The organism is Neorhizobium sp. USDA 3394, from assembly GCF_056280385.1.
On the sequence record NZ_JBWCDU010000001.1, the window covers coordinates 1,753,424 to 1,765,542 of the forward strand.

At 62.0% G+C, this 12,119-nt stretch carries 12 protein-coding genes; 5 read left to right on the forward strand and 7 right to left on the reverse strand.

Annotation, left to right across the window (positions count from 1 at the left end; genetic code table 11):
- Nucleotides 1–197 precede the first annotated feature (197 nt).
- From ACZ9EJ_RS08325 to ACZ9EJ_RS08340, 4 genes are all read left to right on the forward strand, one after another.
- Nucleotides 198–1,484 (forward strand): efflux RND transporter periplasmic adaptor subunit, encoded by a 1,287-nt coding sequence (locus ACZ9EJ_RS08325; RefSeq protein ID WP_046640329.1) that lies wholly within the window; start codon nt 198–200, stop codon nt 1,482–1,484.
- Between the two features lie 10 nt (nt 1,485–1,494).
- Nucleotides 1,495–2,211: an ABC transporter ATP-binding protein gene (locus ACZ9EJ_RS08330; RefSeq protein ID WP_046640330.1), complete on the forward strand. Its 717-nt coding sequence runs from the start codon at nt 1,495–1,497 to the stop codon at nt 2,209–2,211.
- Nucleotides 2,201–3,406, forward strand: coding sequence for an ABC transporter permease (locus ACZ9EJ_RS08335; protein WP_046640331.1), 1,206 nt, complete (start codon nt 2,201–2,203; stop codon nt 3,404–3,406). The genes ACZ9EJ_RS08330 and ACZ9EJ_RS08335 overlap by 11 nt, the downstream gene beginning before the upstream one ends.
- 119 nt (nt 3,407–3,525) lie before the next feature.
- On the forward strand, nt 3,526–4,149 hold the full coding sequence (locus tag ACZ9EJ_RS08340; protein ID WP_046640332.1) for a GntR family transcriptional regulator: 624 nt from the start codon (nt 3,526–3,528) through the stop codon (nt 4,147–4,149).
- Between the two features lie 5 nt (nt 4,150–4,154).
- Here ACZ9EJ_RS08340 and sufA read toward each other — a convergent pair whose 3' ends face one another.
- The 7 genes from sufA to ACZ9EJ_RS08375 form a co-directional block, all read right to left on the reverse strand.
- Nucleotides 4,155–4,544: a Fe-S cluster assembly scaffold SufA gene (gene sufA / locus ACZ9EJ_RS08345; protein ID WP_046626544.1), complete on the reverse strand. Its 390-nt coding sequence runs from the start codon at nt 4,542–4,544 to the stop codon at nt 4,155–4,157.
- A gap of 77 nt (nt 4,545–4,621) precedes the next feature.
- Complete coding sequence (locus ACZ9EJ_RS08350) at nt 4,622–5,002, reverse strand: SUF system Fe-S cluster assembly protein (RefSeq protein ID WP_046626546.1); 381 nt, start codon at nt 5,000–5,002, stop codon at nt 4,622–4,624.
- Between the two features lie 23 nt (nt 5,003–5,025).
- A complete protein-coding gene (locus ACZ9EJ_RS08355) occupies nt 5,026–6,267 on the reverse strand; it encodes a cysteine desulfurase (protein ID WP_046640333.1) in 1,242 nt (413 codons plus the stop codon).
- Between the two features lie 13 nt (nt 6,268–6,280).
- The gene (gene sufD, locus ACZ9EJ_RS08360; RefSeq protein ID WP_046640334.1) at nt 6,281–7,555 is read right to left on the reverse strand and encodes a Fe-S cluster assembly protein SufD; all 1,275 of its coding nucleotides are present in this window, start codon (nt 7,553–7,555) and stop codon (nt 6,281–6,283) included.
- A gap of 24 nt (nt 7,556–7,579) precedes the next feature.
- The gene (gene sufC / locus ACZ9EJ_RS08365) at nt 7,580–8,335 is read right to left on the reverse strand and encodes a Fe-S cluster assembly ATPase SufC (RefSeq protein ID WP_046640335.1); all 756 of its coding nucleotides are present in this window, start codon (nt 8,333–8,335) and stop codon (nt 7,580–7,582) included.
- Nucleotides 8,336–8,398: 63 nt separating this feature from the next.
- Nucleotides 8,399–9,868: a Fe-S cluster assembly protein SufB gene (gene sufB / locus ACZ9EJ_RS08370; protein ID WP_046626555.1), complete on the reverse strand. Its 1,470-nt coding sequence runs from the start codon at nt 9,866–9,868 to the stop codon at nt 8,399–8,401.
- 147 nt (nt 9,869–10,015) lie between these two features.
- A complete protein-coding gene (locus ACZ9EJ_RS08375) occupies nt 10,016–11,182 on the reverse strand; it encodes a cysteine desulfurase family protein (RefSeq protein WP_046640336.1) in 1,167 nt (388 codons plus the stop codon).
- A gap of 239 nt (nt 11,183–11,421) precedes the next feature.
- Here ACZ9EJ_RS08375 and ACZ9EJ_RS08380 point away from each other — a divergent pair, with 239 nt between their 5' ends.
- Entirely contained in the window at nt 11,422–12,099 is a 678-nt protein-coding gene (locus tag ACZ9EJ_RS08380; RefSeq protein WP_046626558.1) for an alpha/beta hydrolase, read from the forward strand.
- Nucleotides 12,100–12,119: the final 20 nt, after the last annotated feature.

The following is a 12,119-nucleotide window of genomic DNA, read 5'->3' on the forward strand; positions in this document are numbered from 1 at the left end:
CAAGGCACGGTGGGTCGGAAAATATTCTTACATTCCCTAGATTACCGATATTTAAGTTTTTTCGCTTCCGGTTTCATGTCATTGAGAGAGCAGAAGAATATCGTCCGGCGACCACGCTTCCGGCGGATTTGCGCCGCAGGACGGCGCAGCGGGAGATTTAGCCCCGGTTGTATCGCTACCCAGCAAAGGACAGACCGTTGAACGTGCAGAATACCCCTGACCCGGCAACAAAGACCAGCGGCACGCCCGATCTCGCCGCGATCCTGGCCACTTCGGGAAACCAGCGCAAGAAGCGCCGCTGGGTCTGGCCGACGGTCCTGATCGTTGTCGTTGCCGCCGCGGCAGGCGCCTACAGCTATTTGGGCAGCAGCGGCCCACGCTATGACTACACCACCCAGCCGGCAAAGCGCGGCGGCCTCTCGGTCATCGTCACGGCGACCGGCTCGGTCCAGCCGACCGATCAGGTGGACATATCGAGCGAATTGTCGGGTACCGTCCGCAAGGTCAATGTCAGCTACAACAGCGCGGTGAAACAGGGCGACGTGCTGGCGGAACTCGATACCAACAAGCAGGAAGCGGATGTCCAGAGCGCCCGCGCCCAGTTGGCTTCCGCAAGGGCCAACGTGCTGAAGGCCGAAGCGGAAGCGGCCTCGGCCAAAAATTCGTTCGACCGCCTGACCGGCCTCGTCAACAACCGCATTTCCACCCAGCAGGAGCTCGACGCGGCGAAATTCACCTATGATTCGGCGCTTGCTACCAAGGCCGTCAACGAGGCGTCGGTTCTTTCCGCCGAGGCCAATCTGCGGCTGTCGGAGCTCAATCTCGTCAAGCTCAAGATCGTCTCGCCGATCGACGGGATCGTGCTGACCCGCGACGTGGATCCGGGCGCCACTGTCGCCTCCTCGCTGAATGCGCCGGTGCTGTTCACCATTGCCGGCGACCTGAAGCGCATGGAGCTGCAGGTGGCTGTCGACGAGGCGGATGTCGGCCACGTCCAGCAAGGCCAGTCGGCGAAATTCTCGGTCGACGCCTATCCCGATCGCAGCTTTCCGGCCACCATCCAGGCGGTGCGCTTTGCATCCGAAACCGTTTCCAACGTCGTGACCTACAAGGCGATCCTGACGGTCGACAATGCCGATCTTCTGCTGCGTCCCGGCATGACGGCAACCGCGGACATCACCGTGCAATCGGTCACCGACGCGCTCCTCGTGCCGAATGCGGCACTGCGCTACTCGCCGCCGACGACGGCACGCAGCCGCGGCAATTTCCTCACCCGGCTTTTCGCGCCGCCCCGTCCACGCGGCAATCGCGGTGGCAACGAAGCTTCGAGTGCTGGGCGTGCCGTCTGGGTTCTGCGCGCCGGCGTGCCGACACGGGTTCAGGTCGAAACCGGGCCGACCGACGGGCAGTTCACGGTTCTGAAATCCGGCGAGATAAAGGATGGCGATCTCCTGATCACCGACGCTGTCGCCCGAGCGACCTGAGGAGGCTCCGATGACGCTTCCTCCCATCATCACCTTCAGACAGGTCTCGAAATTCTACGGGCACGGCGAAGCGACCATCCGTGCGCTGGACCGTATCGACCTGTCGATCACGGCGGGCGAGTTCGTATCGATCATGGGGCCGTCCGGCTCGGGCAAATCCACGGCGATGAACATTATCGGCGGGCTCGACGTGCCCACCTCCGGCGAATACCTGTTCCAGGGCATTCCGACGAGCGGATTCGACCGCGCGCAGCTGACGCTGCTGCGGCGTCACATGCTCGGCTTCGTGTTCCAGGGGTTCAACCTGCTTGCCCGCACGTCCGCCGTCGAGAATGTCGAACTGCCGCTCATCTATCGCGGCATGGATCACCGCGAGCGGCGCAAGCGCGCAATGGTCGCGTTGGAACAGGTGGGCCTCAAGGGCCGCGAAGGCCATACGACCCAGGAACTGTCCGGCGGCCAGCAGCAGCGCGTGGCGATCGCGCGCGCCATCGTCGCCGACCCGGCGGTGCTGCTCGCCGACGAGCCGACCGGCAATCTCGACACAAAAACCAGCACCGAGATCATGGAGCTGATCACCCGGCTCAATCGCGACAACGGCATCACCGTGATCATGGTCACCCACGAAGAGGACATCGCAGCCTATGGCAAGCGGCTGCTGCGCTTCGTCGACGGCCATCTCGCCTCCGATCAGGCGCAGGTGAAGGATCACGACCATGTTCTTTGAGACGGCCAAACTGGCCTGGCGGGCGATCAGCCGCAACATGCTGCGCTCCTTCCTGACCGTTCTCGGCGTGGTGATCGGCGTCGCGGCCGTGATTGCCATGGTGACCGTCGGCAATGGTACGACGGCGAAGGTTCAGGCCGAACTTTCCCGCCTCGGCACCAATACGCTGTTCGTCCGCCCCGGCCAGTGGGGGCCGGGACGCGCCAGCAGCGAGGCAAAGCGCTTCAGCGACAAGGACGTCCTGGCGATCCAGGAACAGGTAACCGGGCTGCGCGCCGTGGCGCCGCTGAACCGGGGCACGGCAACCGTGATCGCCGGCGGCGCCAACCATTCGTCGAGCGTGATCGGCACCACCAACGACTACCTGATCGCCCAGGACTGGGACCTCGCACTCGGCCGGCAATTCCTCGCCAACGAGGACCGCGGCAGCCAGGCCGCCTGCATCATCGGCGAGACGGTGCGCAAGGAACTTTTCGGCGCGGCCAACCCGGTCGGGCAGAATATCCGCGTCAGCAATGTCGCATGCCCGGTTGTCGGCGTGCTCGCCGTCAAGGGCCAGTCCGGCATGGGCGACGACCAGGACGATACCGTGCTCATGCCGCTAAAACTGCACCAGCGGCGGATCGGCGGCACGACGACGATCAGCAGTATCATCCTGTCGGCGCAGGACGGCGTGGCGACCACCAAGGTCCAGTCGGACGTCGAAAGCCTGCTGCGCGAACGGCGCAGGATCGCGATCGGCCGCGAGGACGACTTCTCGGTCAACGACATGTCTCAGATCGCTGCCGCGATGACCGGCACGACGGTGCTTCTGACGGGTCTGCTCGGCGCGGTCGCGGCGGTCAGCCTCTTGGTCGGCGGTATCGGCATCATGAACATCATGCTGGTTTCGGTCACCGAACGTACCCGCGAGATCGGCATTCGGCTGGCGATCGGCGCGCTGGAGCGACAGGTCCTGACGCAGTTCCTCGTCGAGGCGGTCATGCTGTCGATCTTCGGCGGCGTCAGCGGCATCGTTGCCGGCCTTGCGCTCGCCTACGGCGTGGTGAGCTTCCTCGGCGTGCCTTTCGTCGCGAGCCCGACGATCATCCTGCTTGCCTTTGCCTTCTCGGCGGCGATCGGCATGGTCTTCGGCTATTTCCCCGCTCGCCGTGCGGCTCAACTCAATCCCATCGAAGCGCTTCGCCACGAATAAGCGGCGGCGCTTGGCAAGAGCGCTGCCGACAATTGCATACCTTTAGCTGATATATCAGCCTCCATTGCTATTCCGAATGCGACATGGCACTCTGTGATATATCAGGGAGGATGAGGCGCATGGCATCCGAGGCGGAATCGCTCAGCAGGCAGGCCTATCGCCAGCTCGAAAACCTGATCGTCACCATGCAGTTGCAGCCCGGCGCACTGGTCACGGAAAAGCAACTCATAGGCCTTGCTGGCCAGGGGCGCACACCGGTGCGCGAAGCGATTCAGAAGCTCGAATGGCAGGGACTGATGAGGGTACGCCCGCGCGTCGGGCTGCAGGTCACCGAGATCATCGAGAGCGACCATGATGCCATCATGCAGGTGCGGCGCCAGCTCGAACCGGCTGCCGCAATGCTGGTCGCCGAACACGCCGACGAGGAACAGCGCACCGCCCTCCTCGACTGCGCACGGGCAATGGGTGCCGCTGCGGTCACCGGTGATATTCCCGGCTTTCTGGAGGCCGACAAGCGTTTCGACGAAATCCTGGAAGAGGCCTGCCCCAACCGCTTCCTGACCACGGCACTGGCACCACTTCAGACCCATAGCCGGCGGCGGTGGTTTTCGACAGCCTCAATCGAACGGCTCGATCAGGCGGTGACCCGGCATGTCGCCGTCATCCGCGCCATAAGGGCGGGCGACGTCGAAGCGGCACGAGAAGCGATGGAGGCGCTCCTCGCCCATATGACGAATTCATGAGGTAATCAGGCGCGGACTTCTGTTTCGCGCTGCTTTGCGAGCGCAGCGAGATCCGCAGGCTTCAGCTCGACCGACTCGCCGCAACCGCAGGCAGACGTCTGGTTCGGATTGACGAAGGTGAAGCCCGAGCGCATCTGCGTCACTTCGAAATCCATCTGGGTGCCGAGGAGATAGAGCACCGCCGAAGGCTCGATCCAGACGGCGGCGCCGTCATGCTCGATCCTGTCGTCCTTCGCATTCGGCTCGGTGACGAGATCGACGGTATATTCCATGCCGGCACAGCCGCCCTTCTTGATCCCGACACGCAGGCCTTTGGCCTCCGGTCCGGAATTGGCGACGAGCTGTTTGACGCGGGTGGCGGCGGCATCGGTCATCGTCATCACTGCAAAGCCCATGGGCTCATTCTCCTTCCGCACACGGATTCAAGGTCCGGTGTTTCACGATTCAAATGTAGTACCGACCGATTAAGCGATCAATACCAGCCGACAGCCACCTGGGCTTCTTCGGACATGCGCTCCGGCGTCCACGGCGGATCGAAGGTCATTTCGACCTCGACGCCGGACACGCCCTCGACGGCGCCGACGGCGTTTTCCACCCAGCCCGGCATTTCGCCGGCGACCGGGCAGCCCGGTGCGGTCAGCGTCATCATGATCTTCACCATGCGGTCGTCTTCGATATCGATCTTGTAGATCAGACCGAGTTCGAAGATGTCGGCAGGGATTTCCGGATCATAGACGGTTTTCAGCGCTCCGATGATGTCGTCGCTCAGGCGCGCCAGTTCATCGGCCGGGATGGCGGATTGGATGATCCCTTCGCGGGCATCCCATTTCAGTTCCGTTTCGTCGACAGCCATCACAAGGCTCCCCAAACAAGAAATTAGCCAAAGAAATTGCGGGCGTAGTCGAGCGCATCGGCCAGCGCATCCACTTCGGCACGGGTATTGTACATGCCGAACGATGCCCTGCATGTGGAGGTGACGCCGAACCGCTTCAAGAGCGGCATGGCACAATGGGTACCGGCACGGACCGCCACCCCCTTGCGGTCGATCACCATCGACACGTCATGGGCATGGATACCGGCAAGCTCGAAGGAGAAGATGCTGCCCTTGCCCGGCGCATTGCCGATGATGCGCAGCGAATTGATGGCGCGCAGGCGTTCCGCGGCGTAAGCGGCGAGATCCGCCTCGTGGCGGGCGATCGCGGCGCGGCCGATTTTGTCCATGTAGTCGAGCGCATAACCGAGCCCGATCGCCTGGACGATCGGCGGCGTGCCGGCTTCGAAACGATGCGGCGGATCGTTGTAGGTCACGATGTCCTCGGTGACGTCGACGATCATCTCGCCGCCGCCCTGGAAAGGACGCATCTGCCTCAGGCGATCCGACTTGCCGTAGAGCACGCCGATGCCGGACGGGCCATAGAGCTTGTGGCCGGTCATCACATACCAGTCGCAATCGATATCGCGGACATCGACCGGCATGTGCACGGCCCCCTGGCTGCCGTCGATCAGAACCGGAATGCCGCGCTCATGGGCGATGCGGCAGACTTCCTTGACCGGGACCACGGTGCCGAGCGCGTTCGACATATGGGTGATCGCGACGAGCTTGGTCTTTTCGGTGAGAGACTTTTCAAAATCCTCGATATGGAAGGCACCATCGTCATCGACCGGCACCCAGACCAGCTTGGCGCCCTGCCGCTCGCGGATGAAATGCCAGGGCACGATGTTGGAATGGTGCTCCATGATCGTCACGACGATCTCGTCGTCGGCACCGATATTCGGCATGCCCCAGCCGTAGGCGACCGTGTTGATCGCCTCGGTCGAGTTCTTGGTAAAGACGATCTCGTCCACCGAACCGGCATTCAGGAACCGGCGCACTTTTTCGCGCGACGCCTCATAGGCTTCGGTCGCCGCGTTCGAGAGGAAATGCAGGCCGCGATGGACGTTCGCATATTCGCTGGAATAGGCGTGGCTGATCGCGTCGATCACCACCTGCGGCTTCTGGGCCGAGGCGCCGTTGTCGAGATAGACCAGCGGTTTGCCGTGCACCATCGTCGACAGGATCGGAAAATCCCGGCGGATCGCTTCCACATCGTAGGTCGTCGAGTGTGCGCTCTGGTCCATATCAGGCCCCTTATCAGGCATGCTTTTCAAGCCAGGCCGAAATGACGCCTTCCAGCGCCTCGACCAGCTTTTCTTCCTCGAGTTCCTCGATGATCTCGGCAACGAAAGCATTGACCAGCATGGCCCGTGCCTTGTTCTCCGGAACGCCGCGCGCCATCAGGTAGAAGAGATGGCTGCTCTCGATATCGGCAACCGTCGCGCCATGACCGCAGACCACGTCGTCGGCGAAGATTTCGAGTTCGGGCTTGGCCGAGAACCCGCCGTCGTCGGTCAGAAGCAGCGTGTTGCAGGACATCTTGGCATCGGTCTTCTGAGCGTCGGGAGCGACCCGGATCATGCCCTGGAAGACGCCGTTGGCGCGGTCGAACACGACGTTGCGGATGATTTCCGTCGAATTGGTGTTCGGCACGTTGTGGCCGAGAACCAGCGTGACGTCCGTGTGGCTTTCGGCACCGAGGAGGTTGACGCCCCGCAGTGTCAGTTCGGCGCCCTCACCGGCCACGTCGATTCGCAGTTCCTGGCGCACCAGCTTGCCGCCGGCATTGATGACGAACAGGCGCAGCTTGGCATCAGTGCCGAGCTTTACGCGGATCTGACCGAGATGGGTGTCCTCTGCGGCCTGCTGCTGCAGGATGATCCAGGTGATGTCGGCGCCGTCTTCCAGCGTGATGTCACTGATCGAGGACACGAGTGCAGCGCCTTCGGCCACCGACCGGTGACGTTCGATGATCGTCGCCTTGGAAACGGCACCGAACGAAACCGGGAAGCGCGTATGGACCTGGCCCGCGGCATGCAGGGCCTGCAGTTCGATCGGCGCGTCCAATTCCGTATTGGCCGGAACCGTGATCGCATAACCATCGCGCACGAAACTGCCGTTGATGCGGCCGATCGCGTCGTCCTTGTCGAGCGCCGTCAAGCCGGCAGCGGCCGAACCGTCGGCGAGCCTGTCCTTGAAAAGCGCGATCTCGACGCCGTCAACGGCAGCCTTCGCGTCGGCTTCACCCTGCAGGATCGAAAGGACCTTCGATCCCTCGACCAGCGGCGCGATCGGATCGATGGCGGACACCAGCGTCACGTCGGGGACGCTGCGCAGCAGGTTCTTGAGGTCGGTATAATGCCAGGCCTCGATGCGGCGGGTCGGCAGGCCGGCCTTCTTGAGCTCGTCCAGCAGCCGGTCACGCGTGCCGATGACGGCGCCATTGCCCGGCAGCTCGCCGATCTGGGCGCCGAAGGCTTCGACCAACGCGGTTTCGGCAGCCGTGAGACGGCTTGTCGTCTGCATGTTCATGACAACATCCTTCCCTGGGGCCGCTTAAGCCGCTTCTCCGATGATATCGGCATAGCCGTTCTCTTCCAGCTCAAGCGCAAGCGCCTTGTCGCCGGAGCGGATGATCTGGCCCTTGTAGAGGACGTGGACCGTGTCCGGCACGATATAGTCGAGCAGGCGCTGGTAGTGGGTGATGACGATCGTGGCGCGATCCGGCGACTTCAGCGCGTTGACGCCGTCGGCGACGATCTTCAGCGCATCGATGTCGAGGCCGCTGTCGGTCTCGTCGAGGATGCAAAGTTTCGGCTCCAGCAGCGCCATCTGCAGGATTTCGGCGCGCTTCTTCTCGCCACCGGAGAAACCGACGTTGAGCGGACGGCGCAGCATGGCCTGGTCGATCTTCAGCTTTTCGGCTGCTTCCTTGACGCGGCGGATGAAGTCCGGCGTCGTCAGTTCGGGTTCGCCACGGGCCTTGCGCTGCTCGTTCATCGCAACTTTCAGGAACTGCATGGTGGCGACGCCCGGAATTTCGAGCGGATACTGGAAGGCGAGGAAGATGCCCTTGGACGCGCGTTCGGCGGGGTCGAGTTCGAGAATGCTCTCGCCATTGTACAGGATATCGCCCTCGGTAACTTCGTAGTCCTGGCGGCCCGACAGGATGTAGGAGAGCGTCGACTTGCCGGAACCGTTCGGGCCCATGATGGCGGCGATTTCGCCGGCCTTCACGGTGAGGTTCAGGCCGCGGATGATTTCGGTGCCGTCTTCGGCGATACGGGCGTGCAGGTTCTTGATCTCAAGCATGTTTCTTATCCTTCCGGATTTATTCGGTGACGCGTCAGTGCGCGATATTCGGACAGCGGGCCATTAGCCCACGGAGCCTTCGAGCGAGATGCCGATCAGCTTCTGGGCCTCGACGGCAAATTCCATCGGCAACTGCTGGATGACGTCCTTGACGAAGCCGTTGACGATCAGCGCGATGGCTTCCTCTTCGGGAATACCGCGCTGCATGACGTAGAACTTCTGGTCCTCGGAAATCTTCGAGGTCGTCGCTTCGTGCTCGATCTGCGCCGATGCGTTCTTCACGTCGATATAGGGCACGGTATGGGCGCCGCACTGGTCGCCGATCAGCAGCGAGTCGCAATTGGTGAAGTTGCGCGCATTCGAAGCCCTGCGGTTGATCGACACCTGGCCGCGATAGGTATTGTTCGAATTGCCGGCGGAAATGCCCTTGGAGATGATGCGGCTCGACGTGTTCTTGCCGAGATGGATCATCTTGGTGCCGCTGTCGATCTGCTGATAACCGTTGGAAACTGCGATCGAATAGAACTCGCCGCGCGAGTCGTCGCCGCGAAGGATGCAGCTCGGATATTTCCAGGTGATCGCAGACCCGGTCTCGACCTGAGTCCAGGAGATCTTCGAGCGGGCGCCACGGCAATCGCCGCGCTTGGTGACGAAGTTGTAGATGCCGCCTTTCCCTTGCGCATCGCCCGGATACCAGTTCTGCACCGTCGAATACTTGATCTCGGCGTCATCGAGGGCGACGAGCTCGACGACGGCGGCATGAAGCTGGTTCTCGTCGCGCTGCGGCGCCGTGCAGCCTTCGAGGTAGGAAACGTAAGCGCCTTCCTCGGCGATGATCAGCGTACGCTCGAACTGGCCGGTATTCTTTTCATTGATGCGGAAATAGGTGGAGAGCTCCATCGGGCACCGCACGCCCTTCGGCACGAAGACGAAGGAACCGTCGGTGAACACGGCGGCGTTCAGCGTCGCGTAGAAATTGTCCGAGGTGGGAACGACCGAGCCCAGATATTTCTTGATCAGCTCAGGATGTTCGCGGATCGCTTCGGAGATCGACATGAAGATCACGCCGGCCTTCTGCAGCTCTTTCTTGAACGTCGTCACGACCGAGACCGAGTCGAAGACGGCATCGACGGCCACCCGCGGCGTCTCGACGCCGGCCAGAATTTCCTGCTCGCGCAGCGGAATCCCGAGCTTCTCGTAGACCCTCAACAGCTCCGGATCGACTTCTTCAAGCGACTTCGGGCCGGCAGTGCTTTTCGGAGCGGCGTAGTAGTAGAGGTCGTTGAAGTCGATCTTCGGATATTCGACGCGTGCCCAGGTGGGCTCTTCCATGGTTAGCCAGCGACGATAGGCGTCGAGACGCCATTCCAGCATCCATTCCGGCTCCTGCTTCTTGGCAGAGATGAAACGGATGATATCTTCCGAAAGACCTTTTGGCGCCTTGTCCACTTCGATGACGGTTTCGAAACCGTATTTGTACTGGTCCACATCGATCTGGCGAACCTGATCGATCGTTTCCTGCACGGCAGCCATGTCATACTCCAATTCTTGCCGGTTCAAATTCCGGCAATTCTTGTCATCAATCCGGGGGGACAATCGCCTCCCTTATGTAGGCGCCAGAAGGCGGTTTTCACACCTTTTGGCAAGCGGAAATTTGCGCATGCGCAATTTTGGAAGCGGTCATGCCGCCTCCCCCGCCGGTTTTCGCCGGCCGGCAATCTTGGCGAAGGCGGCAAGCGCCCGCGCGATATCGTCTTGCGTCGTGTCGACGCCGAGCGAAATCCTGAGGGCCCCGAGCTTCGGATCGCGCCCCATGGCCGTCAAAACATGGCTCTCGCCAACCTTTCCCGCCGAACAGGCGGAACCGGCGGACAGGGCGATACCTTCGAGATCGAAGGCGATCTGGCCGGTTTCCGATTTCAGCCCCGGCAAAGTGAAAAAGCAGGTATTCGCCACGCGCAGAACTCCATCGCCATGGATAATGGCATCCGGGGCAGCCTGACGCATTCCGGCTTCCAGCCGGTTGCGCAACTCTTCGATCGCGGCATTGCGTTCATGAAGGTTTTCACGCACCGCCTGGGCCGCCGCGCCGAACCCGACGACGGCATGGAAATTCTCGGTGCCGGAGCGATGGCCCTTTTCCTGCCCGCCGCCACGGATCAGCGGTTTCGGCATCAGCACTTCGCCGCGCGACACGAGTGCGCCGACGCCCTTCGGACCGCCGATCTTGTGCGACGACAGGATCAGGAAATCCGCATCCAGCGCATTGATGTCCACCGGAATGCGGCCGACCGCCTGAACAACGTCTACCACCATCAAGCCGCCATGGGCATGGGCGATCGCCGCCGCTTCCCGCACGGGCTGGACGATGCCGGTCTCGTTGTTGACCAGCATCACGGCGACCATCGGCATGCCGGTGCTGCGATCATGCGCAGCCAGCAGCGTTTCCAGTTCTGAAAGATCAACGATACCGGCCGGCGTCACCGGTACTTCGGTCACCTGGGCCGGATCGAAACGGCCGCCTTCGCGGATCGCCGGATGCTCGATTGCCGAGACATAGACGCGGCTCATCGTCAAAGGCGCCCGGCCCATGCGGAAATCCGGGGTCAGGACGTGATTGGCGGCTTCCGTCGCGCCGCTGACGAAGGTCACATGCGCAGGATCCGCACCGACCAGCGCCGCCACCTGCCGGCGCGCCCTGTCGATTGCCGCACGTGCCGCCCTGCCCTCGCCATGGACCGACGAGGCATTTCCCGGCAATTGCAGCGCATCCAGCATGGCGGCGCGGGCCGGCGCGCTCAAGGGCGCGGTCGCGTTCCAGTCCAGATAAGTGCGATTCAGCGCCATTGCCTGATAGGCTTTCGTTTCTAGATAGCAGTCGAGTTACATATAGCTGGCCGGAAACCGCATTTTCCTTGAAATTTCCGTCAGCCTTGCCTTAAGAGACATCGCATCGGGCGCGCAAATGAAAGCCGCCCAAAGTTTCGAATGGTTCTAAACTGAGTTTTAGAAAAGCTGAGCGGCTTCGTCAAGTCAAACTCGACGTGATACTCGCCTAGAACCTGAACATATTGACCGGAGTACCGATGCCCGAAGTCATTTTCAACGGCCCAGCCGGCCGCCTTGAAGGTCGTTACCAGCCATCCAAGGAAAAGAGCGCCCCGATCGCCATCATCCTGCACCCGCATCCGCAGTTTGGCGGCACGATGAACAACCAGATCGTCTACCAGCTCTTTTACATGTTCCAGAAGCGCGGTTTTACCACGCTCCGGTTCAACTTCCGCGGTATCGGGCGTAGCCAGGGTGAATTCGACCACGGCGCCGGCGAACTTTCGGATGCGGCCTCGGCGCTCGACTGGGTGCAGAGCCTGCATCCCGATTCGAAGAGCTGTTGGGTCGCCGGTTACTCCTTCGGCGCCTGGATCGGCATGCAGTTGCTGATGCGCCGTCCCGAGATCGAGGGATTCATGTCGATCGCCCCGCAGCCGAACATCTACGACTTCTCGTTCCTCGCACCCTGCCCGTCGTCCGGCTTGATCATCAACGGCGACAGCGACAAGGTGGCACCCGAAAAGGACGTCAACGGGCTCGTGGAAAAGCTGAAGACGCAGAAGGGCATCCTGATCACGCACCGGATGGTCGAGGGCGCCAATCACTTCTTCAACGGTCAGGTGGATACGCTGATGGGCGAATGCGAAGACTATCTCGACCGACGCCTCAACGGCGAGCTGGTGCCGGAACCGGCAGCCAAGCGCATTCGCTGATCGCTTTCAAAAACCGCTGG

Bases quoted from the DNA above. Each gene is read 5' to 3' on its own strand.
- ACZ9EJ_RS08330 (WP_046640330.1), top strand. From the start codon at position 1,495: ATGACGCTTCCTCCCATCATCACCTTCAGACAGGTCTCGAAATTCTAC.
- ACZ9EJ_RS08335 (WP_046640331.1), top strand. From the start codon at position 2,201: ATGTTCTTTGAGACGGCCAAACTGGCCTGGCGGGCGATCAGCCGCAAC.
- ACZ9EJ_RS08340 (WP_046640332.1), top strand. From the start codon at position 3,526: ATGGCATCCGAGGCGGAATCGCTCAGCAGGCAGGCCTATCGCCAGCTC.
- sufA (WP_046626544.1), bottom strand. From the start codon at position 4,544: ATGGGCTTTGCAGTGATGACGATGACCGATGCCGCCGCCACCCGCGTC.
- ACZ9EJ_RS08350 (WP_046626546.1), bottom strand. From the start codon at position 5,002: ATGGCTGTCGACGAAACGGAACTGAAATGGGATGCCCGCGAAGGGATC.
- ACZ9EJ_RS08355 (WP_046640333.1), bottom strand. From the start codon at position 6,267: ATGGACCAGAGCGCACACTCGACGACCTACGATGTGGAAGCGATCCGC.
- sufD (WP_046640334.1), bottom strand. From the start codon at position 7,555: ATGAACATGCAGACGACAAGCCGTCTCACGGCTGCCGAAACCGCGTTG.
- sufC (WP_046640335.1), bottom strand. From the start codon at position 8,335: ATGCTTGAGATCAAGAACCTGCACGCCCGTATCGCCGAAGACGGCACC.
- sufB (WP_046626555.1), bottom strand. From the start codon at position 9,868: ATGGCTGCCGTGCAGGAAACGATCGATCAGGTTCGCCAGATCGATGTG.
- ACZ9EJ_RS08375 (WP_046640336.1), bottom strand. From the start codon at position 11,182: ATGGCGCTGAATCGCACTTATCTGGACTGGAACGCGACCGCGCCCTTG.
- ACZ9EJ_RS08380 (WP_046626558.1), top strand. From the start codon at position 11,422: ATGCCCGAAGTCATTTTCAACGGCCCAGCCGGCCGCCTTGAAGGTCGT.